At 72.0% G+C, this 23,694-nt stretch carries 18 protein-coding genes; 8 read left to right on the top strand and 10 right to left on the bottom strand.

Annotation, left to right across the window (positions count from 1 at the left end; all coding sequences use genetic code 11):
• Positions 1–42: 42 nt before the first annotated feature.
• A complete protein-coding gene (locus FHS13_RS10780) occupies positions 43–870 on the bottom strand; it encodes an ABC transporter permease (RefSeq protein WP_246405157.1) in 828 nt (275 codons plus the stop codon).
• A 270-nt stretch (positions 871–1,140) separates the two neighbouring features.
• Positions 1,141–2,103 carry an ABC transporter ATP-binding protein gene (locus FHS13_RS10775; RefSeq protein WP_184291108.1) on the bottom strand — a complete coding sequence of 321 codons (963 nt, stop codon included), beginning with the start codon at positions 2,101–2,103 and terminating at the stop codon, positions 1,141–1,143.
• 344 nt (positions 2,104–2,447) lie between these two features.
• Here FHS13_RS10775 and FHS13_RS10770 point away from each other — a divergent pair, with 344 nt between their 5' ends.
• The 3 genes from FHS13_RS10770 (at position 2,448) to FHS13_RS10760 (ending at position 6,734) form a co-directional block, all read left to right on the top strand.
• Positions 2,448–3,038 carry a DUF1707 domain-containing protein gene (locus tag FHS13_RS10770; RefSeq protein ID WP_184291599.1) on the top strand — a complete coding sequence of 197 codons (591 nt, stop codon included), beginning with the start codon at positions 2,448–2,450 and terminating at the stop codon, positions 3,036–3,038.
• Positions 3,039–3,187: 149 nt separating this feature from the next.
• Entirely contained in the window at positions 3,188–4,576 is a 1,389-nt protein-coding gene (locus tag FHS13_RS10765; protein WP_184291106.1) for a class II fumarate hydratase, read from the top strand.
• Positions 4,577–4,763: 187 nt separating this feature from the next.
• Positions 4,764–6,734: a serine/threonine-protein kinase gene (locus FHS13_RS10760; RefSeq protein ID WP_184291104.1), complete on the top strand. Its 1,971-nt coding sequence runs from the start codon at positions 4,764–4,766 to the stop codon at positions 6,732–6,734.
• Between the two features lie 77 nt (positions 6,735–6,811).
• Here the strand turns inward: FHS13_RS10760 and FHS13_RS10755 are convergent, their stop codons facing one another.
• Positions 6,812–7,459: an aggregation-promoting factor C-terminal-like domain-containing protein gene (locus tag FHS13_RS10755; protein WP_184291597.1), complete on the bottom strand. Its 648-nt coding sequence runs from the start codon at positions 7,457–7,459 to the stop codon at positions 6,812–6,814.
• A 343-nt stretch (positions 7,460–7,802) separates the two neighbouring features.
• On the opposite strand from FHS13_RS10755, the gene FHS13_RS10750 reads away from it, so the two are divergent.
• Entirely contained in the window at positions 7,803–11,864 is a 4,062-nt protein-coding gene (locus FHS13_RS10750; RefSeq protein ID WP_184291102.1) for an SCO7613 C-terminal domain-containing membrane protein, read from the top strand.
• 45 nt (positions 11,865–11,909) lie between these two features.
• Here FHS13_RS10750 and phoH2 read toward each other — a convergent pair whose 3' ends face one another.
• The 3 genes from phoH2 to FHS13_RS10735 form a co-directional block, all read right to left on the bottom strand.
• Positions 11,910–13,289 carry an RNA 5'-3' helicase PhoH2 gene (phoH2, locus tag FHS13_RS10745; RefSeq protein ID WP_184291100.1) on the bottom strand — a complete coding sequence of 460 codons (1,380 nt, stop codon included), beginning with the start codon at positions 13,287–13,289 and terminating at the stop codon, positions 11,910–11,912.
• Positions 13,290–13,556: 267 nt separating this feature from the next.
• A complete protein-coding gene (locus FHS13_RS10740) occupies positions 13,557–14,318 on the bottom strand; it encodes an isoprenyl transferase (RefSeq protein WP_184291098.1) in 762 nt (253 codons plus the stop codon).
• Positions 14,319–14,409: 91 nt separating this feature from the next.
• Positions 14,410–15,006, bottom strand: a complete 597-nt coding sequence (locus FHS13_RS10735; RefSeq protein WP_221442727.1) for an RNA polymerase sigma factor — start codon at positions 15,004–15,006, stop codon at positions 14,410–14,412.
• A gap of 357 nt (positions 15,007–15,363) precedes the next feature.
• Here FHS13_RS10735 and FHS13_RS10730 point away from each other — a divergent pair, with 357 nt between their 5' ends.
• Positions 15,364–16,731 (top strand): serine/threonine-protein kinase, encoded by a 1,368-nt coding sequence (locus tag FHS13_RS10730; protein ID WP_184291096.1) that lies wholly within the window; start codon positions 15,364–15,366, stop codon positions 16,729–16,731.
• Positions 16,732–17,050: 319 nt separating this feature from the next.
• Here the strand turns inward: FHS13_RS10730 and FHS13_RS10725 are convergent, their stop codons facing one another.
• From FHS13_RS10725 to mca, 3 genes are all read right to left on the bottom strand, one after another.
• Positions 17,051–19,081: a thioredoxin domain-containing protein gene (locus FHS13_RS10725; protein ID WP_184291094.1), complete on the bottom strand. Its 2,031-nt coding sequence runs from the start codon at positions 19,079–19,081 to the stop codon at positions 17,051–17,053.
• 75 nt (positions 19,082–19,156) lie between these two features.
• On the bottom strand, positions 19,157–19,408 hold the full coding sequence (locus tag FHS13_RS10720) for a hypothetical protein (protein ID WP_184291660.1): 252 nt from the start codon (positions 19,406–19,408) through the stop codon (positions 19,157–19,159).
• Positions 19,409–19,412: 4 nt separating this feature from the next.
• A complete protein-coding gene (gene mca / locus FHS13_RS10715; protein WP_184291092.1) occupies positions 19,413–20,291 on the bottom strand; it encodes a mycothiol conjugate amidase Mca in 879 nt (292 codons plus the stop codon).
• Positions 20,292–20,442: 151 nt separating this feature from the next.
• On the opposite strand from mca, the gene FHS13_RS10710 reads away from it, so the two are divergent.
• From FHS13_RS10710 to FHS13_RS10700, 3 genes are all read left to right on the top strand, one after another.
• The gene (locus FHS13_RS10710) at positions 20,443–20,910 is read left to right on the top strand and encodes a DUF4307 domain-containing protein (protein ID WP_184291090.1); all 468 of its coding nucleotides are present in this window, start codon (positions 20,443–20,445) and stop codon (positions 20,908–20,910) included.
• 144 nt (positions 20,911–21,054) lie between these two features.
• Complete coding sequence (gene greA / locus FHS13_RS10705) at positions 21,055–21,555, top strand: transcription elongation factor GreA (RefSeq protein WP_184291088.1); 501 nt, start codon at positions 21,055–21,057, stop codon at positions 21,553–21,555.
• A 151-nt stretch (positions 21,556–21,706) separates the two neighbouring features.
• Positions 21,707–22,285 carry an RDD family protein gene (locus tag FHS13_RS10700; protein WP_184291086.1) on the top strand — a complete coding sequence of 193 codons (579 nt, stop codon included), beginning with the start codon at positions 21,707–21,709 and terminating at the stop codon, positions 22,283–22,285.
• Between the two features lie 116 nt (positions 22,286–22,401).
• On the opposite strand, the gene FHS13_RS10695 is transcribed toward FHS13_RS10700, so the two are convergent.
• Positions 22,402–23,694: a hypothetical protein gene (locus tag FHS13_RS10695; RefSeq protein ID WP_246405155.1), complete on the bottom strand. Its 1,293-nt coding sequence runs from the start codon at positions 23,692–23,694 to the stop codon at positions 22,402–22,404.

Genomic DNA, 23,694 nt, shown 5'->3' with positions numbered 1-23,694 from the left:
GGTGGCGGCGCGGCGGGCGTTGCCCGCCGCGCCGTCGGCGTCTCAGCTGACGACCCGGCGCCGCATCCGGTGCGAGGCCAGGAACCACATGAGCGCGGTGAAGGCGAGCAGCACCCCGACGTGGGCCAGTACCCGACCGGCTCCGATCCCGCCGAAGACCGCGCCGCGGACGAGCTCGACCGCGTGGTAGAGCGGGTTGGCCGAGGCCAGGAGCTGGACCCAGGACGGCAGCTCGGTGACCGGGAAGAAGGTGCCCGCCACGAGGAACAGCGGGGTGAACAGACCGCTGAAGACGTAGTCCATGGAGCGCACCGAACTGATCACCGCGGAGATCCAGATCCCGAACAGGGCGAAGGCGAACCCGGCCAGGAACGCGATGAACGGGACCAGCAGCGCCCCGGGACCGGGCCGCAGCCCGAAGGCGATCGCGACCAGCAGCGGCACGCAGCCGTACACGCCCGAGCGCAGCGCCAGCCACAGCGCCTCCCCGGTGACGACCTCGCGCACGTCGACGGGGGCCGCGAGAATTCCCTCGTAGGTGTGCAGGAAGCGTCGTTTGATGAAGGTGTTGATGACCGCGGGCATCATCGACTGGAACATCACCGACACCGCGACGATGCCGGTGCCGAGGAAGTCGATGTAGCTGTACCCGGCCAGGGTGCCCACGAGGGCGCCCATGCCGAACCCGAAGCAGAGCAGGTAGAGAGTGGGTTCGACCACCGCGGCGAACGTGGTGGAGCGCCACGACTGGGTGTAGAGGATCCATTCGCGGGCGACGACGCCCAGGACGGCTCCGGGCTCGAAGCGTCCGGGGCGGGTGTGCTCGGCCGGCCGGGCGTCCCGCCGGTTCTGGTTCATGAGGTCAGCCATGGGTCTCCTGTGTTTGCTTCGGGGCCTCCGCTTCGCTTCGGCCCCTGTTCGGGCGCCTTTCGGGCGCGGTTCTTCGTCGCTACGCTCACACGCTCGTTCCTCGCGTGTTCGCTCCACTCCTGCAGAACCCCGCCGGCGCCCTCACGGCACACCCCCTGGGGCTCGGGTGGGCTTGCGGGGAACCGGCGCTTCGCTCCGGTCTGCTTGTTGCCCGCCGCCACCCTCCTGTGCTTGCTTGGGGCCTGCCGGCGCCCTCGGCGGGGTGGGCGGTCAGTCGAAGCTTTCTCCGGTGAGGGTGACGAAGACGTCCTCGAGGGTGCTGTCACGGCGCTGGGGAACGGGCAGGCGGGAGCGGAGGCTCTCGGGGATCTCCTCGGCGCGGAGGACGGACACCGTGGTTCCGGTGCGGCGGGTGGGGAGGCCGTGGTTGCGGACGAGCTGCTCCAGGGCGTCGGCGCCGCCGTCGCCCGGGGTGTACTCCTCGACGTTCCGACCCGCGTACTTGGCGACGAGGTCGGCCGGCGTGCCGCGTTCGACCACCTTCCCCGCCGCCATGAGCGCCACCTCGTCGGAGAGGCGCTCGGCCTCCTCGATGTAGTGGGTGGACATCAGGACGGTGGCGCCCTCCTGGCGGAGCGCGTCGATGACGCCCCACAGGTCCTGGCGCACCTGCGGGTCGAGCCCGACGGTGGGTTCGTCCATGAGGACGAGTTCGGGGCGGTGCATGAGGGCGCGGACGATGAGCAGGCGCCTGCGCATACCGCCGGAGAGGTCCTCGACGAGGCTGTCACCGCGGCCTTCGAGCTGGGCGAGCCGCAGGGCACGCGCGATCGCCTCACCGCGCAGGCGGCGCGGCACCCGGTACAGGAAGGTGAACATCCGCAGGTTCTGCTCGACGGTGAGCTCCTCGTCGAGGTTGTCGTGCTGGGGCACGACGCCCATGCGGGCGCGGGCCCACTTGGACTCCTCGGGGATCCGGTGGCCGAGGATGCTGATCTCCCCCTCGTCGGCCACGGACTGGGCCGTGAGCATCCTCATCGTGGTGGACTTCCCTGCGCCGTTGGGCCCCAGAAGGCCCAGGACGATCCCGCGCGGCACCTCCAGGTCGAGTCCGTCGACGGCGGTGAACGGACCGAAGCGCTTGACGACTCCGCGCAGGAGCAGGGCCGGTGCGACCGGGTCGCCACCCGACTCCGCGGCGGGGGGACGAAGGCCCGGTTTCGAAGCAGTCATAGGGTCACGTTAGGCAGTCGACGCGGCCGTTGGCCAAATGTTTTTCGGAGGCGCGGCCCACTGCTCTGTATTTGCGGACAGAGTTGATAAAAGGGACGCCGCGCACCGGGTTCGGCCGAGGTGGGAGCTGTCCGGAGCTTTGCGCTTCGGTACTCGATTTTTCTTTGTCCGGCACATCTGTAATAGTCACTTGCCCCGCCTTTCGGCCATCCGGAAGGCCGCCCCGGCCGGAGAAGAAACCCCTTGCGCCCGGCCGGGGCGATTCCGGCCCCGCCGATTCGACCCGGCGGCGGTCCGGCCCGGCGGAGGGGCGGCCCCGTAGTCTGGGCCCTGTGAGCGAGGAAGTGTCCCCCCACCGTCTGCGCGCCTCCGACAGCGACAGGGAGCGCGTCCTGAAGGTTCTGCGCGAGGCCGCCTCCGACGGCCGCATCGACCTGGAGGAGTTCGACGAGCGCTGCTCCGTCGTCCAGTCGGCCAGAACGCTGGGCGAGCTCCCGGCCGTCACTGCCGACCTCCTGCCCCTGGAGGAGCAGCCTCTGCGCCTCGACCACCAGCCCGCCCTCGGCCTGTTCGGCAGTGCTTCCCGCCGGGGCCGCTGGGTCGCCTACCCCCGGGACCTGGTCCTGGCGCTCGCCGGGCGCGTCGACGTGGACATGCGCGAGGCCCTCCTGATGCGCAACCACCACCGGATGACGGTCACGGCGGTCCTCGGCCGGGTCGAGATCGACGTACCCGAGGGGGTGGAGGTGCGGGTCAACGGCTGGTCCTTCCTGGGCATGCGCACCACCACCGCCCGCCGCTCGACGCTGCCTGACCCTCCGGTGCTGGAGATCGACGGCTTCTCGCTCTTCGGCGTCGTCCGGATCCGGGCCCCGAAGAAGCGGCGCTTCCCCGCGCTGCGGCGCCGCGAGCGCCGCCGCGGCATCGGTTCCTGAACCGTCCCTCCCCCGGGGAAAGCGGGCTCCACCTGGGAGGATGGGGGCATGACACGGGTTACACCGCCAACCGGGGGTGAGATGGCGGTGTGCCGGTGTGCGTCTGGCAGGCTTTGAGTCACAGGTTTTCCCAGGAGAGATGGGTAGCAATGAGCGAGTTCCGTATCGAGCACGACTCGATGGGTGAGGTCAAGGTTCCGGCCAGGGCCAAGTGGCGGGCCCAGACGCAGCGTGCCGTCGAGAACTTCCCGATCTCCGGCCAGGGCCTCGAAGGCGCCCACATCGCCGCCCTCGGCCAGATCAAGGCCGCCGCGGCCAAGGTGAACGCCGAACTGGGCGTGATCAGCGACGAGTTCGGCAAGGCGATCCGCGAGGCCGCGCTGGAGGTCGCCGAGGGCAAGTGGAACGACGAGTTCCCCATCGACGTCTTCCAGACCGGTTCGGGCACGTCGAGCAACATGAACACCAACGAGGTCGTGGCCACCCTGGCCAAGGAGCGCACCGGCCTGGAGGTGCACCCCAACGACCACGTCAACGCCTCGCAGTCCTCCAACGACGTGTTCCCGTCCTCCATCCACATCGCCGCCACCGCCGCCGTGGTCAACGAGCTGATTCCGGCCCTGCGGCACTTCGAGGGCGCCCTGGCCGCCAAGGCCGAGGAGTTCGCCACCGTCGTCAAGAGCGGTCGCACCCACCTCATGGACGCCACCCCGGTGACGCTCGGCCAGGAGTTCGCCGGCTACGCCGCGCAGGTGCGCTACGGCGTGGAGCGCCTGGAGGCCGTGCTGCCGCGCGTGGGCGAGCTGCCGCTGGGCGGCACGGCCGTGGGCACCGGCATCAACACCCCGGAGGGCTTCTCGGCCAAGGTCATCGCCGAGATCGCCGCCCACACCGGCCTGCCGCTGACCGAGGCCCGCGACCACTTCGAGGCGCAGGGCGCCCGTGACGGCCTGGTCGAGCTCTCGGGCCAGCTGCGGACGATCGCGGTGGGCTTCGCCAAGATCGCCAACGACATCCGCTGGATGGGCTCGGGCCCGACCACCGGCCTGTCCGAGATCTTCCTGCCCGACCTCCAGCCGGGCTCCTCGATCATGCCGGGCAAGGTCAACCCGGTCCTGTGCGAGGCCATGCTCCAGGTGTCGTCGCAGGTCGTCGGCAACGACGCCGCCGTGGCCTTCGGCGGCGCCAGCGGCAACTTCGAGCTCAACGTGCAGCTGCCGCTGATCGCCCGCAACGTCCTGGAGTCGATCCGCCTGCTGGCCAACGTGTCGCGCGTGTTCGCCGACCGCTGCGTCGCCGGCATCGAGGCCAACGTCGAGCAGTGCCGCACCTACGCCGAGTCCTCCCCCTCGATCGTCACCCCGCTCAACCGCTACATCGGCTACGAGGAGGCCGCCAAGGTCGCCAAGCAGTCGCTGAAGGAGAAGAAGACCATCCGCCAGGTGGTCGTCGAGCGCGGCTACATCGAGGACGGCAAGCTCACCGAGGAGCAGCTGGACGCCGCCCTCGACGTCCTGGGGATGACCAACTCCCAGTGACGCCCTCCGAGGTCCGCGGCCTCTGAGGGAGACGGACGGCGACGGCGGGGCGCTCCGTGCGACGGGGTGCCCCGCCACGATCGCGCTTCGATTGCGATGTCCGGTGTCCAGGAACCTTCCAGAACCGGGAGGCGTCGGACATTCTTGACAGAGCAGCGTACAGCGTCGGCGTCCGAGAGGGCAGTACATGTCGAGCAACAGCGACGAGCAGACCGTCGCGAACCGTTACGTCCTGCGCCGTGAACTCGGCCGCGGTGGCATGGGCGTGGTCTGGGAGGCCTTCGACCCGTCGCTGGACCGCGTCGTCGCGATCAAACAGGTGCTTCTCCCCGACCACTTCACCGACTCCGAGCGCGCGGACGCCCACGCCCGCGTGCGGCGCGAGGCCCAGTCGGCCGCCCGCATCTCCCATCCCGCGGTCATCACCATCCACGACGTGTTCGAGTTCGAGGGCGACCCCTGGGTCGTCATGGAACTCGTCGAGGGCGGCTCCCTCCAGGACATGCTCAGCCGGCGCGGCGCCCTGGACCCCGACACGGTGGCCGACATCGCGGAGTCGCTGCTCCAGGCCGTGAAGGCGGCCGACGAGGCGGGGGTCCTGCACCGGGACATCAAGCCGGGCAACATCATGATGTCCACCGACGGCCGCGTCATCCTCACCGACTTCGGCATCGCCACGATGGAGGGCGGGCCGAGCATCACCCGTACCGGCGCGCTGATCGGCTCGCCCGAGTACATGCCTCCCGAACGTCTGGAGGGCGGCCCGGCCGAGCACCGGGGCGACTTGTGGAGCATCGGCGTCACCCTGTTCTCGGCCGTCGAGGGCCTGTCCCCGTTCCGCAGGGAGAGCATCACGGCCGCGATCGCGGCGGTGCTGTCGTCCCCGCTGCCGCCCATGCGGCGGGCCGGATGGCTGGCGCCGGTGATCACCGGGCTGCTGGAGCGCGACCCGGACCGCCGCCTCACCGTGGACCAGGCCCTGACGCTGCTGAGCGAGCTGCGCCCGGGCACGGGAACCGGTCCGCACGCGGCCGGAGCCGTCGGTGCCGGAGCCGGTGGTCCCCAGCCGCCCTCGGGGGCACCGAGCGGCGGATATCCGGCCCCCGGTCCCGGCGCGACCAGCGGGCCTCTCGGACACACGGGCCAGTTCGGCGGTCCCGGCGCCACCAGCGGACCCCTCGGACACACCGGCCAGTTCGGCGGTCCCGGCCCCACCAGCGGACCCCTCGGCGGCCACAGGGCGCCGAGCGGCGGACATCCGGTTCCGGGCCCCACCGGCGGACCCGTCCCCGTGCACGGGGGGCCGAGCGGGCCGACCACTCCCCCGCGTCCCTTCCCACCCGGTTCCGGTCCGAGCCCCTACGCGATGCACAGCGGAGCGGGCCCGGCGGCCCTCCCCTCCCCTGTCCCTCCGCCGGGCAGGAGCGGCGGCGCGGGGGCCAACCGGGTCCTGCTCGGTGTGGGCGGCGCGGCCCTGGCGGTGCTGGTCATCGCCGTGGCCGCGGTCGGCGGCGTGCTGTGGTCCCGGAGCCCCGAGACCGAGGACCTGGGAACGGACCGCCCGGCGGCCGCCCTGCCCGAGTCCGGCGCCCCGGCGGAGCCGGCACCGTCGCACGTCCCCTCCTCCGACGATGACGACGACGATGACGATGACGACGGGGGCCCTCCCTCCTACGACTCCCTGACGACCTACGAGTCGCAGTGGTTCGACGTGGACCACCCCGAGGGGTGGGAGGTCGACGAGAGCCAGATCGACAGCGGCCTGGCGGTGTTCGTCGCGCCCGGCGGCGACCACCAGGTGTGGGTGGCGGGGTGGACCGAGGAGGAGTTCACGGGCACCAGCTACGAGTACCTGGAGGAGACCAAGGGCGGCACCGACGTCGAGGGCGACGTCACCAGCAGCTACTTCCAGCTCGATCTGACGGAGTTCACCGAGGGCTTCTACGAGGACGGCTGGGACGTCGCCCTGGTGGAGGCCAAGCTCACCAACGACACGTGGCCCACCCCCGAGCGCCGCTTCTGGGCGTACGCGATCAACATGGACTACGAGGGCGACCGCGTCTTCTACATGGTGTCGGTGAACGTGCCGCGCGGAGACGCCACCTACTACGACGACCTCCCCGCGGAGGTCATGGACTCCTTCGACCCCCACCTCTGACCACGACGACGGGCGGCCCCCGGCGAGATCTCCTCGCCGGGGGCCGCCCGTCTTCCGCCTGTCGGTACCCGCGCTTGTCAGTACCAGCCGACCGACTGGGAGTGGGCCCAGGCACCGCAGGGGGTGCCGTAGCGGCCCTTGATGTAGTCGATGCCCCACGCGATCTGCGTGGCAGGGTTGGTCTGCCAGTCGCTGCCGTGGGTGGCCATCTTGTCGCCGGGGAGGGACTGGGGAATGCCGTACGCGCCCGAACTGGGGTTCTGGGCGGTGTGGTTCCAGTTGCTCTCCTTCTCCCACAGGGGCTCGAGGCAGTCGTGGAACTCTCCTGCCGACCAGCCCTGCGCAAGGACCATCTCCAGGGCGAGGCCCCGGGGGTCACCCGTGTAGGTGGGGAGCTCCTCCTCTTCCTCCTCCTTCTCCTCCTCGATGTCGCTGCCCGCGGCTTCGGACGTCTGCGTCCTGTTGCCGAGGGCCGCGTCGCGCTCCAGGCGCGCCTGCTCGCGCAGGGTGGTGAGCTCGTCCTCTCCGATCTCCTGCGAGGCTGCGAAGAACTCCTCCTCGGAGGTCTCCACGACCTCCTCGGGGGCGGACTCCTCCGTCTCCGGAACGGCGGCGTTGGCCGCCACGTTCGGGTCGACGCTGTCGTCGGCGAACGCGGACACGGCGAACGTCGCGCCTGCGACGAGGGTGGCCGCGCCGACCGTCGCCGTACTTCGCAGCGACATTCGGTTGAGTAGCACGGTTGCCTTTCAGCGTGGGGGTGATCGTGACGCACTGCCGCCGACCGCACGGCCCGGGCACGTGCGCGGAGGGGACGGTCTCTCGTCACCGGACGTCCGCGGCGGGGCCGCACGGGGGTGGGGGATGCTCTGGGCAGTGATTTTCAGACTGCATCATTGTCATGGAATGTGACGCCAAAACACATGTGTTCTGGATCACACTACAGACGGTGCCGACTCCGCCTCCCTGCGACCTGTACACCGGTACGGAGAGTCAGACGAGGCTTCCGCCACTTTCTGAGTATCCGTACCGATGTACTCAGGGGCGCCCGCAGGCCACCATGGCGCCATGAACGTCCCAGATTCCCCGCCGGCCGCCTCCCCCGGGTGTCCGGACTGCGGCGCTCCCGTCGGACCGCACCCGCGCTCGTGCATGCGGTGCGGGCTCGCCCTCGTGGGCGCGACCGCCCAGCGGCTGTGGCACATCGACTCCGAGATCGCCCGCCTCGACCACCACAGGCTGCGGCTCCTGTCCGAGCGCACCGCCGTCCTGGCCGCCCTCCGCCGCGAGAGCGCGGCCGCCGCCGCACACGCCGTCGCCGCGGCCGCCCCCCTTCCCCCACCCTCCGCTCCTCGCCTCCCCGCCCCCGGCCCCGCCCGGGGAGAGGTGAGCAGGTACTCCGCCCAGAACGTCATCCTCGGCCTGGGCGGCCTGCTCGTCGGGATCTCGGCGCTGGTGTTCGCCATCTGGACCTGGAGCGACATGGGCACCGGAGCCCGCGCCTCGGTCCTCGCCCTGACCACCCTCGCCTTCGCGGCCGCCGCCCTGCCGACGCACCGACGCGGCCTGCGGGCGACCGCCGAGACGTTCGGCAGCCTGTTCGCGGCCCTGCTGTGCATCGACGCCCTGGCGCTGTGGCTGCTCATGTCCGACCGCCTCTCCAGCGGTCCCGGGTACGCGGCGGCCGCGCTGTCGGTCGTCGGCGCGCTGCTGGTGCTCTACCCGCTGGCGGTCCCCCTGGGGTCCCCCCGTGTCCTCGCGGCCCTGCTCGTGCAGCCCGTACCCCTGCTCCTGCTGCTCTCCCTGCCCCTGCCCGACCGGGCCGCCTGGGTTCCGGCGGTGCTCGCCGCGACCGCCCTGGCCGGCGCCGCCGCCGTCCGGCTGCTGGGCCCGCCCCGCCGGGGAGTTCCGCTGCGGACCCTGTACACCGCCGCGGTGACCCTGTGGCTGGTGTCCACCGGGACGGCGATGCTCCTGGTCCTCGCCGTCCAGGACCCCGTGGAACCGCAGCGCTGGTGGGCCCTGGCCTCCGCGCTGCTCGTGTCGGGGGCGACCGGCCTGCTGCTGTCCCGGACCCCTGTGCCCTTCGGCGGCGGCACGGGCCCGGCGGGCGCGCCCGCGGTTCTGGGCCTGCTGTCCTTGGGCGCCGTCGCCCTGGCCGCGGGCCCGGCCCGCCTGCCGGTGCTGCCCCGCCTGCCCACCGCCCTCTGGAGCGGCGACCCCGCCACGACGGCCCTCCCCGCGGTCCAGGTCCTGGGGTTCGGGGACATGCCCCAGATGCTGCTCCACCTGGGCGCGGTCCTGACCGGGGCCGCACTGGCGACCGGGGTGACGGTACTCCTGCGCCGCGACCTGCTGCTGCCCCTGCTCGCCCTGATCCTGCCCCCGGTGCTGCTCGCCCTCCCCCTGCTGCTGGGACTGGCCCACGTGGGAGCCGTCGTGTGGGCGCTGGCGGTGGGCGCCGCGATGCTGTCGGCCTCCGCCCTGACCGGCACGCGCCCGCACGCATGGGTGTGGACCGTGACGGGAACGCTGACGGTCGTCACCGGGCTGATCTGGGCCTTCCCGGTGCGCGTCGTCGGGCTCTCGGCCCTGATCGCGGTGGGCGCGACCACCCTGGGCGTCCTGCTGCTGTACCGACGGGCCGTCCTCCGGGCGCCGCTTTCTCCCGCCCCGGCCCGCCTGCACCCCACGCCTCAGGCACCCCACATGCACCCCGCACCCCCGGCGCGGGAAAAGCTCTCGATGCCCGGCGCACCGCCGCGGCCGGCTCCGATACCCGGGGGCGCCCTGTACTGGGCCGGGCTGGTCCTGTTGTCGGTGTCCCTGTCGTCCGGCTTGCTCCTCCTCCCCACCCTGGTCGCGCTCGGCCCCGACGCCCGGGCACCCTGGTGGCTCCTGGCCGCGTCGGCGCTGCTGGCGGGGGCGAACTGCCTCCTGCTCGGCCGCCTGTCCTCCCCCTCCCCCGCCGCGAGAGGCGCGGACTCCGGATCCCGGGGCACCTTCACCGCGGTCGGCCTGCTCCTGCTCGCCACCGCTCCGCTGCTGATCGGCGGCGGAGGCCTGCCCCCGGCATGGCCCCACGCGCCGTGGCAGGCCCCGCCCTCGGCGATGGCCGACCCCGCGCCCCGTGTCCTGGGCACGGCCGCCCTCGGTGGCGCCGAGGCCCTGGTCACCGCGCTGGGCCTGGTGGCGGCCGGCGTCCTGGCCGTCGTCCTGGCGGCCCTGCTGGACCGGAGCCGGACCCGGATCGCCGCCGTGGTCACCGCTCCGCCGGCCCTGGTCCCGCTGCCCCTCGTCCTCGGCCTGCCCTACGCAGCGGCCGCGGGCTGGACGATGCTGGTCGGCGCCGGCCTGCTGCTGGGGGTGTCGGCCGCGCGCGGCCGAGCCGCCTGGGTCCAGACCGTCGCGGGTCTGCTGACGCTGGGTCTGGGCCTGCTGTGGTCGACGGCCGAACAGCACACCACCCTCTCCGCGCTGGCGCTGACCGCGCTGGCCTCCCTCACCGGGGCGCTCGTGCTGCGCCGCAGCGCGCCGGTCGGTCGCGCGGGCGGGTCGGAGAACCCCCGGGCGGCGGCCCTCACCGCGGTCCTCGTCCCCCTGGGCGCGGTCGCGGTGTCCGCGGTGGTCGCTTGGGGAGCCTCCCTCGTCTCGGGACAGTCGGGGCAGACGGTGTGGTGGCTGCTGGCCCTGGCCGTCCTGCTCGCGGGGGCGACCGGGCCGGTGCTCGGCGACCGCAGGGTGCTCGGCACACCGGTGGCCGCGGTGCTCGGACTGCTCGCACTCGGCTCCGCGCCGCTGATCGCCTCGCTCCCGTCCCTGCCCGCTCTGGCGGCGTTCTCGATGTCCTACCCCGTCGCGGGTGCGGAGCCCGGGGACCTGCTGGAGCCCGCGCACGCCTTCCTCGGTGTGGCCGCCGCCCCGAACGGGGCCGCGGCCGCGGCCCTGGCCGCCGGGATCCTGCTCGCCGGGCTCGGCGCCGTCGCGGCCGTGGCCGCGACAGCGCGGGAGCACACCGCCCGCGCCGCGGCCCTGACCGCACCGCCCACGCTGGTGGCGCTGCCGGTCGTGGCGGGGGCTCCGTTCCTGGCCGCCCTGGTGTGGGCGCTCGCCGTCGGCACCGCTCTGGTGCTGTGGTCGGCGCTGCTGCACGAGAGGCGGGCCGCGTGGCTGCCCGGGCTGACCGGTCTGCTCACCCTCGCGCAGGGGCTGGGGTGGTCGCTGGCCGAGCAGAACGCCACGGTGGGCGCGCTGATGCTGACCGCCGTCGTGGGCGCGGTGGCGGCCGCCCTGGCCCGCACACCGATGGCGGCCGTGGCCGCGACGGCGGTGGCCACGGCGGCGACGGGCGGGTTCGCACTCGCCCTGCCGCTCGCACTCGGCGTGCCGGGGGAGTACGCGGCCCTGATGCCGATCGCCCTGGCCGCCGGGACGGCCGCGGTGGCACCCCGCCTGCGCAGTCCGCTGCTGGAGGCCGCGGAGGTGCCCGCGACGCTGTGGGCGGTCGCCGCCCTGGTCACGGCCGTCCTGGTCGGGACCCGGGCGGAGGTGGTCGCGCTCGCCCTGGCGGCCACCGGGGTGATCGCGCTGGCGACCGCGACCCGGCCCGGGCGCCGCTGGAGCGCCGCGGTCGGCGGGGTGCTGATGCTCGGCGCCCTGTGGACCGCGCTGGCCGCGTGGAACGTGAGGGTTCCCGAGGCCTACACGGTGGTGCCCGCGCTCGCCGCACTGGCGGTGGGGTGGGAGTGGAGCCGCAAGGCGGAGCGGCCCCCGTCGAGCTGGGCGGCATATGCCGGCGGCCTGGCCCTGCTGCTCGTGCCGAGCACGGTGCTGCTGCTGGGAGGCGAGGACATGGCCTGGCGGGCGCCCCTGCTGCTCGCGGCCGCGGCGGGCACCGCGGTGTGGGGCCTGCGCTCCCGGCTCCAGGCGGTGCTGGTGCTCAGCGGGGCGGTGCTGGTCCTGGCGTCGGTGCGCGCCTTCGGCCCGCCGCTGTGGGACCTCACCCGGCTCCTGCCCAACTGGGTGCCGTTCGCGGTCACCGGGGCGCTGCTGCTGCTCGTGGGCGCCCGCTACGAGGCGAATCTGGCCCGGCTGCGCCGCCTGGGCCACCTGCTGGGGCAGATGCGCTGACACGGGGTGTCCGGCGGCTCCCGCGCGGGAGCCGCCGGACACCGGTCAGTTCTCCAGCATCTCCGTGACCAGGGCGGCGATCGGGGACCGCTCGGACCGGCTGAGGGTGACGTGGGCGAACAGCGGGTGCCCCTTGAGCTTCTCGACCACCGCGACGACCCCGTCGTGGCGGCCCACGCGGAGGTTGTCGCGCTGGGCGATGTCGTGCGTGAGCACCACGCGGGAGTTCTCCCCCAGGCGCGACAGCACGGTGAGGAGCACGCCGCGTTCCAGGGACTGGGCCTCGTCCACGATGACGAACGCGTCGTGCAGCGAGCGCCCGCGGATGTGGGTGAGGGGCAGGACCTCCAGCATCCCGCGGTCCAGGACCTCGTCGACGACCGCCTCGGTGGTCACCGCGGACAGGGTGTCGTGCACCGCCTGCCCCCAGGGGGACATCTTCTCGTGCTCGGTACCCGGGAGGTAGCCGAGTTCCTGGCCGCCCACGGCGTAGAGGGGGCGGAACACCATCACCTTGCGGTACCGGCGCTGCTCCAGGACGGCGTCGAGGCCGGCGCACAGTGCCAGGGCCGACTTTCCGGTTCCCGCGCGCCCGCCCAGGGAGACGATGCCGACCTCGGGATCGGTGAGCAGGTCCAGGGCGATCCTCTGCTCGGCGCTGCGCCCGTGCAGGCCGAACACGTCCCGGTCCCCGCGCACCAGCCGGACCGACTTGTCCGGCTGGACCCGGCCCAGGGCCTTGCCCGACTCGGAGACCAGCACCAGTCCCGTGTGGCAGGGGAGGCCGCGAGCCTCCTCGATGTCTGCCGTGCCCCGCTCGAACAGCTCCGAGACCTGGTGGGCGGGCACGTCCAGTTCGGCCATGCCCGTCCAGCCGTGCTCGATCGCCAGCTCGGCCCGGTACTCGTCGGCGGCCAGGCCGATCGAGGAGGCCTTGATCCGCATCGGCAGGTCCTTGCTCACCAGCACGACCTCGGCCTCCTCGGGGAGGCCGTCGCCGCTCGGGTGGGGGAAGGCCTGCAGGTTGCGGGCGACCGTCAGGATCCGGGTGTCGTTGTCACCGAGCCGGAAACCCGCCGGCAGGATCGACGGGTCGCTGTGGTTGAGCTCCACACGCAGCGTTCCGCCCTCGTCGTTGACCGGCACGGGGACGTCCAGGCGGCCGTGGGAGACGCGCAGGTCGTCGAGGAAGCGCAGAGCGTTGCGGGCGAAGTACCCCAGCTCCGGGTGGTGCCGCTTGCTCTCCAGTTCGGTGATCACCACCACGGGGATGACGACCTCGTGCTCGGCGAACCGAGTCATGGCCAGCGGGTCGGCCAGCAGGACGCTGGTGTCGAGCACATAGACGCGCCGTCCCTCTCCCGCACGGGGGTGGGGGGTGTCGGGGGACTGGATGTCACGGCGATCGGTCGAGGAACTAGCCACTCGTTCTCCCCTTGGGCGCCGCGCGGACGCCCTTGTGTCACGGGATCATGGAGGACCGGGACCTGACCCCGCAGGGCCGGGTCCGGCCCTCCTCGTTGAAGTTCCTCTGTGACGGAGGGATTCAAAGAGCCGGGGCCTCCCGAGCGGATGGGCGAGCGCCATCCGCTTCTTCCGAAGCTACGCGTCCCCGGACCCGATTTCCAGATCGTTTTCCCGCCACCCTGTGAACAACCCGTGAAGGAACAGGTCGGAGGGGGTCTCCGGGGGTCAGGAGCCGTAGCGACGGTTGCGCGCGCCGTAGGAGCGCAGTGCGCGCAGGAAGTCCACCCTGCGGAAGGCAGGCCAGAAGACCTCGCAGAAGTAGAACTCCGAATGCACGCTCTGCCACAGCATGAAACCGGACAGACGCTGCTCCCCCGACGTGCGGATGAGCAGGTCGGGGTCGGGCTGGCCGCGCGTGTAGAGATGCCGGGCGATGTCCTCGATGTCCAGGCGCTCGGCAAGCTCCCGGATATCGGTGCCCTTGGCCGCCTCCTCGTGCAGGAGGGACCGAACCGCGTCAGCGATCTCACGTCTTCCTCCATACCCGACCGCGACGTTGACAACCAGGCCGGGGTTCCCGGATGTGGCCGTCTCCGCCTCTTTCAGGGCACGGGCAGTGGAATCGGGCAGTATGTCGAGGGCCCCGACCGGCCGCGTGTTCCACCCCTCCTCGCGGAGGCGGCCGATCGTGTCCTCGATGATGCGCAGCAGGGGGCCCAGTTCGGACTCGTCGCGGGTCATGTTGTCGGTGGACAGCATCCATATGGTGACCACCTGGACGCCGATTTCGTCGCACCAGCGCAGCAGTTCGAAGATCTTGTCCGCACCGGCGCGGTGGCCCTCCTCGGCCGCCTGCTTGCCGCTGTTCTTCGCCCACCGCCGGTTCCCGTCCAGCACGACACCGACGTGGCGGGGGATCTCCTGGCTGCCGAGACGACGCTCCAGGCGCCGCTCGTACAGCCAGTAGAGGGGGTCACGAAGCCCCATGGGCGAAACCTCTCAGAGCTGGGAAAGGACGGCACGCTCCTGACAGGGGTGCCGGCGGGAATGCACTCAAGGGTAGTTCGCCCGAGGGGGGCTAGGAAACGGCCAGGGACTTGCGCACGTGCTTGCGCCCCTGGTGAATACGGGACTTGACGGTGCCGAGGGCGAGGTTGAGCTCGGAGGCGATCTCGTTGTAGTCCATCTGGCAGAGGTCCCGCAGGACCAGGGGCGCCACCAGGTTGGGGCGGTCCTTCTCCAGCTGGTCGAGGGCCTCCAGCAGGTCGATGCGCGAGCCGGCGATGACGCTGGTGGTGCGGGGGTCGCTCTGGTGGGGCATGCGCTCGGCCTCGGTGGGGAACTCCGCGGCGCGGCGCTTCATCGAACGGTAGGTCTGGCGGGCGGAGTTGGACACCACGGTGTACAGCCACGTGGTGAAGAGGGAGTCGCCCTTGAAGCTGTCGATCTTGCGTGCCACGCGCAGCAGCGCGTCCTGGCACGCCTCCTCGGCGTCCTGGCGGTAGGGCAGGAAGCGGGCGCACCGGCGCAGCACCTCGGGCTGGATGCGCCGGAGCAGTCCGTCCAGAGCCACGGCGTCGCCGTCCCTGGCCTTGCGGGCGAGCTCCTCGAGCTCCTCGTCGACGTTGCCTGCCACGCGCCGCCGGGGCGCGGGGGCCTCTACGTTGTCACTCATGACTTGCCTCTCCCTGACTGGCGGCAGACGTCCGGCCGTCCGCCTCGGGCGCTGACGCGCCCACGACTACGAGGATCACATGTCGGTCGGACGCACACGGACCCGTCGCGGCTCCGGTCGACCGCCTCCTCACGGGACCGACCGGCGCCGGTGTCCCCCGAGTTCGTGAAAGTCCGGATTTCGCGCGACCATTCGTGCGGTGCCGGGAAGGTACGGGGGGCTCCACCAAGTTTCTCCTCCCGAGGGCTCTTGCGCCACCCGGAGAGGGGATCATATCCGCCAGAGCCAACATGAAGGTATAGATGGTGTATTAGTGATCAACGACCCCGTATTCACCCCTGACACTCTGAGGCGGAAATGAGCCAACCGGAGGCCTTCGGCCGTTACCGCGTCATCCGGCGCCTGGGTTCCGGCTCCTTCGCCACCGTATGGCTCGCACAGGACGACCTGCTGAACTACCCGGTGGCCATCAAGGTCCTCGCCGAGAACTGGGCCCACCAGATGGACATCCAGCACCGCTTCCTGGAGGAGGCGCGCATCCTGCGCCAGACCGACTCCACGTGGCTGGTCGCGGTGCACGACGTGGACGTCCTGCCCGACGGGCGCCCGTACATGGTGATGACCTACGCCGACCAGGGAAGCGTATCCGACCTGATCAGACGGGGTCCCCTGCCCCTGGAGGAAGCACTGCGGCTCCTGACCGAGATCGGCCAGGGCATCACGGTGCTGCACAACCACGGAACCATCCACCGGGACATCAAGCCCTCCAACGTACTGCTCCAGTCCTCCCCCGTGGGGCAGCGGGTGCTGGTGGCCGACCTGGGGTTCGCCAAGGCCATCGACGAGGCCTCGGGGTTCACCGCCGCCGCGGGGACACCGGGATACATGTCCCCGGAACAGAGCATTCCGGGCGGTGATCTGGATGTTCGCTCCGATGTTTACTCACTGGGAGCAGTCGCTTACGAACTGATTACGGGAAAACCGCCGTCGCGTCCGCCGGTGCGTATCCCGCCTGGCCGAATCCGGCCAGGTTTGCCCAAGGAACTGGACGACCTCATTCTGTCCGCACTTTCGGTGGACCGGGAAAGCCGTCCGGCGGACGCCAAAACCTTCACCGACCGGGTCAGGGCGATCCGTATGGCGCCCAATCTGCCCCAGGCCGAGCCGTGGTGGCAGCGCTACCGCATGCCGTGGCAGCGGGTCGTGTCCGTCATGGCCTCGACCGCCGTGGTGCTGGCCACGCTGACCGCCTCCCTCGGCGCCCCCGGGCTGACCCTGACCACCGTGGGGTACACCGCGCACGGCCTCCACCTGGACGTGCCCTCGATGTGGGCCCGCGAGTTCCACACCGGCCAGGAGGCCCGCCCGGCCGCCGCCGACGCGGGCGCCGGCCCCGGCCTGCTGGTGGCCACGGACGCGGAGGAGTGGGACTCCGCCGTGGACCCGGCCTACGGCGTGTACGCCACCGTGGTGCCCGGCTCCCACGACCTGCCGGCGGCCTCCGGGGGCGATCCCTGCCACGAGCGCCCCGAGCAGCGGGAACTCGACACCGGAGACTGGGAGGGCACCGTCTGGGACTGGCCCGAGTGCAACGGTGACAGCTCCTTCAGCAGCGCCGCCGTCCACAGGCCGGGCGACCTCGCGACGGTGTACCTGGAGGTCCGCCAACCGGACTACCGCCCCGACCTGGTCGACGAGATCATCGACACGGCCTCGCTCGGCTGATGTGCTCAGTGCTTGCCTTGGGGCCTCCGCTTCGCTTTGGCCCCTGCTCGGGCGCCTTTGGGGCGGAGTTCTTCGTCGCTGCGCTCACACGCTCGTACCTCGGATGTTCGCTCCACTCCTGCAGAACCCCGCCGGCGCCCTCACGGCACACCCCCTGGGGCGCGGGTGGGCTTGCACGGCCTACGGCCGCAGCCTCCCTGCCTGTCGCCCACCACCGCACTCCGGGCGCAGTACCCCGGTTCGGGTGCCCCTCAGGGCACAACCACCTTCGGTTCCGGGGTGCCCGGCTCGGGCACCCTGGGGGCTCGTGGGGGCGGGGTCAGTGGAGTTGGCGGGCCAGCTCTTCGGGAGAGGTGGTCGGGAGTTTGCAGACGAAGCCCTCGCACACGTAGGCGGTGGGGCGGCCGTCGAGCAGGGGCCGGTCACGCAGGAGCGGCACACCGCCGTCGTCGCGGCCGTCACCGCGGACCAGGGCGGTGCCCAGCGGCGCCTCCACCAGGGCGGTGCGCAGCAGTACCGCGGTGGCGGGATCGTCCGGGTCGCCGACCACGGCCACGGCGCGCGGACCGCTGAGGAGGGCCTCCGCGGCGGCCAGGCCCCAGCCCGCGAAGCGGGGCGCCTTCTCCGCCAGCAGCGTCACCGGGGACAGTGCCGACTCCGCGGCGGCGCGGTGGCGCTCCGAACCGGTGATCGCCGCGTAGGTCAGCAGCGCCGCGGCGGCCGCCGAGCGGCCTGAGGGAGCGGCGTTGTCGGTGGGGTCCTGGGGCCGGTTGAACAGCTTCTCCGCGTCGTCGGCGGTGTCGTAGAACCCGCCCTCTCCGTCGGCGAAGTGCTCCAGGACACTGTCCAGCAGCTGCCCCGCCGCATGCACGTAGCGCGCCTCGCCGGTGGCACCGTGCAGGGCCAGCAGACCCTCGGCGACGTCGGCGTAGTCCTCCAGCACCCCCGCGCTGGTTCCCGGGCGCCCGTCGCGGGAGGTGCGCACCAGCCGGCCGTCGCGCATGTGCACCGAGAGCAGCAGGTCGGCGGCCTCCTTCGCGGCAACCACCAGGTCGGGTCGCTCCAGGACGATCCCCGCCTCGGCCAGGCCCGCGACCGCGAGCCCGTTCCAGGCGGCCACCACCTTGTCGTCGCGCGCCGGCGGAACCCGGTCGGCGCGAGCCGCCAGCAGCGCCTCCCGGACGCGTTCGAGGCGCCGGGCATCGGCGGGCGGCGAGGCCGACCGGAGCACGGAGGTGCCGTGCTCGAACGTGCCCTCCTCGGTGACCCCGAAGGTCTCGGCGGCGAAGGCCGCGTCCTCCTCGCCCAGGACCTCCCGCAGCTGGGCGGGCGTCCACACGTAGTAGGTGCCCTCCTCGCCCTCGCTGTCGGCGTCCAGGGCCGAGGCGAAGCCGCCCTCGGGGGTGCGCAGGTCGCGCAGCATCCAGTCCGCGGTCTCCTCGGCCACGCGGAGCAGCAGCGCGGCGGTTCCGGCCTCGTCCCGGCCCGTTCCCACCGGGCGCCGCCCCATACGGGTGTAGGCGCGCAGCAGCAGGGCGTTGTCGTAGAGCATCTTCTCGAAGTGCGGCACGGTCCAGTGCCGGTCCACCGAGTAGCGGGCGAACCCGCCGCCGAGCTGGTCGTAGATGCCGCCCCCGGCCATGGCCAGGGCGGTGCCGACGGCCATCTGCCAGGCGGGGGCGGGCTCGTCGGCGCTCCGGAGGGAGCTTGTCCGCTCGTGCTGGGCGGTGAGGAAGGAAAGGATCATCGAGGGCGGGAACTTGGGTGCTCCCCCGAAGCCGCCGTCGGCCTCGTCGTACTCGCGCGCGAGCGTGCGCACGGCCAGGTCGAGCTGGGCGGCCGTGGGCGGCGGCGCCTCGGGCAGCGAGCGCGGGGCGCCGAGCGCGTCGACCACCCGCGCCCCCTGGTCGAGGAGTTCGCCGCGCTTGTCCCGCCAGGCTGCCGCGACCCCCTGGAGGAGGTTCCGGAATCCCTCGCGCGGGAAGTAGGTCCCGCAGTAGAAGGGGGCCCCGTGCGGGGTGGTGAACACCGTCATCGGCCAGCCGCCCTGGCCCGTCATCGCCTGGGTGGCCTCCATGTAGACGGCGTCGACGTCGGGGCGCTCCTCGCGGTCGACCTTGACGTTGACGAACAGGGAGTTCATCAGGGCGGCGGTCGCCTCGTCCTCGAAGGACTCGTGCGCCATGACGTGGCACCAGTGGCAGGCGGCGTATCCGACGGAGACGAGGACGGGCACGTCGCGGCGGCGCGCCTCGGCGAAGGCCTCCTCACCCCACGGCCACCACTCCACGGGGTTGTCGGCGTGCTGGAGAAGGTACGGGCTGGTCGCGTCGCTCAGGCGGTTGGGCATGCCCCCACTCTGCCATCCGGGGGCGCGGCGGCGCTCCTCCCGCGCGGTGTCAGGGCGGGGAGGAGGCGGCCGTGCTCACTTCTGCTCGTCCGAGGCCCCGCCCTCGGCGGCGGGTTCCTTCTCGTCGTCCCGGATCCGGGCGTGCGCCGGCTCGTTCACATCCTTGCGCACGACGTCGAGCTTGCTCGTCATGCTGCGCATGAGCAGGTACAGGCAGACTCCGATCGCGAAGATGACGAGGAAGCCCAGGACTCCCGGCGTCACGGTGTCCCTGTCGAGGGTGAAGGTTTCCGCGACCACCGTCGCGGACGCGAGCACGCTGTTCATGAACTCATACTCTCACTGTGTCTCGGATGCCCGCGAAGAGGTCGTCCTCGGGGATCTCGGTGTCCACGAGGGAGCGCACCAGGTGGTAGTCCTCGGTGGGCCAGGCCTGCGCGGTGAGCTCCGTGGGCACCGCGAACCAGAACCCGTTGGGGTCGACCTGGGTGGCGTGCGCCCGCAGCGCGTCGGCCGCGACGTCGAAGTACTTGCTGCACTCCACCCGGGTGGTGATCTCCCAGCGCGGGGCGCCGCGCTCCTCGATCCGCTGCATCCAGTCCGCGAAGGGGTTCTCCAGGCCGCGCGCGGCCAGCAGCTCCGCGAGCGCCGCGAACCGCTCGGGCGGGAAGGACACGAAGTAGTACATCTTGAGGGGCTGCCACGGCTCGCCCGTACCCGGGTAGGCATCGGGGTCACCCGCGGTGTCGAAGGCGTGCACCGACACCTTGTGGGTCATGATGTGGTCGGGGTGCGGGTAGCCGCCGTTCTCGTCGTAGGTGAGGATCACGTGCGGGCGGAAGCGGCGGATGGACTCCACGAGCGGGGCCGCGCCGTCCTCCACCGTCTGCAGGGCGAAGCAGCCCTCGGGCAGGGGAGGAAGCGGGTCGCCCTCGGGAAGGCCGGAGTCGACGAACCCCGCGAACTCCTGGCGGATGCCGAGGATCTCGCGGGCACGGTCCATCTCCGCCTTCCGGACCTCGGCGATGTTCTCGCGGATCTCGGGGCGCTCCATGGCGGGGTTGAGGATGTCGCCGCGTTCGCCACCGGTCATGGTGACGACGAGCACGTCGGCGCCCTCGTCCGCGTAGCGGGCCATGGTGGCCGCGCCCTTGCTGGACTCGTCATCGGGATGGGCGTGCACGGCCATGAGCCGCAGGCGCTCGGGCAAGGGTTCTCCTTGGCTGGATGGACTGGCACGGTGCCGGGCCGCCCGGCGCCCCTGCGCCACTGGTTCGTACGACTCATGCGCGGGCCGCGTAGGGGGGCTGCCGGGTCGGGGATATCTTAGACAACACCGTCCTCTTGTTCGGAGATTCCCGATGCCCACCAACCCGGAGGAAGACGCCGTGAGCAGCGCCGACACACCGGCCGCGGACGCGTCCGAGGCCACGGAGCAGAACACCGAGGGCCCCACGGCTCCCGCGCTGCGCAGGAAGCACGGAAACGGTCCGGTCTTCTTCGTCATCGCCTCCCTCTTCGCCGGGGTGTGCGCGGTCGGGTGGGGAGCCGCGGTCATGAACTACAGCGGGTTCGGCAGCAGCGTGCACCACCAGCTGCTCACCTCGTCGGTCACGTCCGACACCGAGGCCTCCCTGACCTTCGAGGTCAACAGCAGGGGTGACGCCGTGTGCCTGGTCCGTGCGTCGGACAGCCAGTTCGTCGAGGTCGGCCAGGCCGACGTCGCGATCGAGCCCGGCAACCACGTGTACTCGACGACATTCGAGACAACTCGTCGCGCCGCCACGGTAGAAGTGGTCTCCTGCCGGGAACAAGACCCGCAGGACTGACCCGTAGAACCTCCCTCTGACAGGTCCGAGGCCCCCGGCGGCCGGACTTCGGGAAGCCGTGCTCCATGACGCACGGTGATATTCTCGTAAGTTCAGCTTTGGCCGCCTGGTGGCCTCTGCTGCTACTAGTACCAAGGAGTTCCCGTGACCCAGACCCGCGATGACAACGTCACCTGGCTCACCCAGGAGGCGTACGACCGGCTCAAGGCAGAGTTGGATCACCTGTCCGGGCCCGGGCGCATCGAGATCGCGGAGAAGATCGAGGCGGCCCGTGAGGAGGGTGACCTCAAGGAGAACGGCGGCTACCACGCCGCCAAGGAGGAGCAGGGCAAGATGGAGGCCCGCATCCTCCAGCTCACCGGGATCCTGCGCACCGCGAAGGTCGGCGCGGCGCCCCGCACCGAGGGTGTGGTCGGCCCCGGCATGACCGTCACCGTCAAGTTCGACGGGGACGAGGAGGAGGTCACCTTCCTGCTCGCCTCCCGAGAGGAGAGCGGCGCCCCGATCGACGTGTACTCGCCCAAGTCTCCGCTGGGGTCCGCCATCAACGGCAAGCGCGTGGGAGAACAGGTCTCCTACACCTTGCCCAACGGCAAGAGCCTGGGGGTCGAGATCATCGACGCGGTCCCGTACAGCGGCGCATAGCTCCCGAGGAGAACACAGCGGCGAGGGGCGGCGGAAGCCGCCCCTCGCCGCATGTACAGGAAAATATGCATCCTGACCGGCGTCTTCCGCGTCATAGTGCTGGAGGGCGCACCCCGCGCTCGCAGACCGACCGACAAGGATTCTCCGGCCGATGTCCTCTCCCTACTGGAACCCCCAGGACCCCGCTCGCGGCGTGCACCCCTCCGCCGGGGGCTGGGGACCCGTCCAGCCGCCTGTCCCGGCTCACCTTCCCCCGTATCCGGGAGGTGCTCCCCAGCAGGTGCCGGCCTCGTTCGGCCTCCGCTTCTCGGCCAGGCTCATCGACTACCTGCTGACAGGTGTGGCCGCGGTGGCCTTCTTCTTCCTCATGGTCATGGTGACGATGGTGCTCACCGGGAGCGAGGAGACGTCCGACGCCGAGGGCACCGTGTGGGCCATGCTGTTCCTCTTCGGCTGGGGACCGCTGCTGTTCTTCTACGACTGGCTGTACCTGGTCACCTGGGGGCGCACGCTCGGCAAGATGATGCTGGGCATCAAGGTCGTGCGGGCCGACGGCGGCCGCCTCACCCAGGGCCAGGCGATGGGACGCGCCGCGGTGTTCGGACTGCCCCAGTCGCTGCTGTGCGTCGGCCACATCTTCTCCGCCGCCGAGAGCATGGCCGCGCTGGGCGACGCACGGGGCCGGGCTCTGCACGACCGCATGGCCGGGACCGTGGTCATCCGCTCCTGAGGCCGCGGGAACCGCTGCCGGGCTCCGCGCGGAAGCCGGCCGGGAAGGCCGCCGGCCCGGCGGGCGGGGCCCGGCCCGCGGCGGCGTGCAGCCCGAGATGATCCGAAAAGCAGGGGCTAGGTGCAGGTCGGGGCGCTCTCCCCGCCCACTGCGGAATCCGCGGGGAGGTGGTGGCCGTCGCCGATGCGGTACCACTCCCGCTCCCGGGCCGGTGCACTGCTCCCGTGTCCGTAGACCTCGGGCGCATGGGCCTCGGGGGCGGGGTCCTCGGGGAGGCGGCAGAGAACATCGACGTTCGCCCCGGAGGCGGCCAGACCGGTCACCTCGTGCTCCGGTCCGGGACCGGCGTGCAGGGTGACCGGGGCCCCGCTTCCGGAGACGGCCTCGGCACGGTGGAGGTAGCCGCCCGTCCACAGGTGGTCGACGTCCACCCAGCCGTTGGTGGGCAGCCCCAGGGCCGCGAAGGCACCGTCCGCGAGGTCGATCCCGGCGGGGTTGCGCACCCGGCGGCCGAAGCCGTCCAGCCCTCCGTTGTGGCCGTCGGCGTAGGCGGCCTGGGCCTGCGGCAGGCCGCGTTCGAGCTCGGGCCAGGTCTCCCGCTCGGCGTTCCAGTGGTCGTCGGCGATGTTCCAGGGGCCCACGTCCCAGACGGGCAGGTAGGCGCAGAGCGGCTCGTGGCCCTGCGTGTCACCCTCGGCCCCGGGTCCGAGCAGACCGGTCGTGCAGACCCGGACGGTGTACTCGCCACCGCCCCTGACCGCCAGGGCGCGGCGGGAGGGCAGAGCGGCGAAGTGGTCGTCGGGGCGGATCGTGTGGCCGTTGGCGGTGAGGTCGCCGACCAGGCCGATACGGGTGGCGAAGAGACGGGAGGAGAACGGCTCCCGGGGCACCTCGGCGAAGGGGTCCCCGGAGTCGTCCCTGGGTCGCACCCGGACGTCGGTGACCTCGGTACCGGCCTCGGTGATCCCCACCCGCAGCTGCACCCGCCGGACGTCCCCGGGCAGCACGATCCGGCCGTCGGTGCCCGGGACCGGATGCCACTCGGTCCACATGCCGTCGGGGCGCACACCGCGCACCTCGGCCCGGACACCCTCCTCGCCCCCGCCCTCGACGCGCAGGCGCACGTCGACCGTGTCGGTGGGCCGGTCCAGGTCCTGACCGGGGAAGGTCGCCAGCCCGGGAGCCTGTGCCCTGCCCGCGACGCGCGAAGACGTTCCGACACGGCCGCGCGCGGCGTCCACCCGCAGGGCGTCGGGGTCGGCCGCCAGTCCGACCCGGTCCGCCGACCCGGGGTCGAACCGGATCCATGCGTCCTCCGCCTGTGCCGGACCGGCCGGGACCAGCAGGGAAAGGGCGGCCAGGACCGCCAGGCCCCGAGAAGCACTTCCGGGCATATCCACCAACTCCAT

The sequence above is a fragment of the Nocardiopsis algeriensis genome (genome assembly GCF_014203695.1).
GTDB classification, from domain to species: Bacteria; Actinomycetota; Actinomycetes; order Streptosporangiales; family Streptosporangiaceae; genus Nocardiopsis; species Nocardiopsis algeriensis.
Note: the sequence above shows the minus strand (reverse complement) of the source record. Positions and strands in the feature narration are given on the sequence as shown.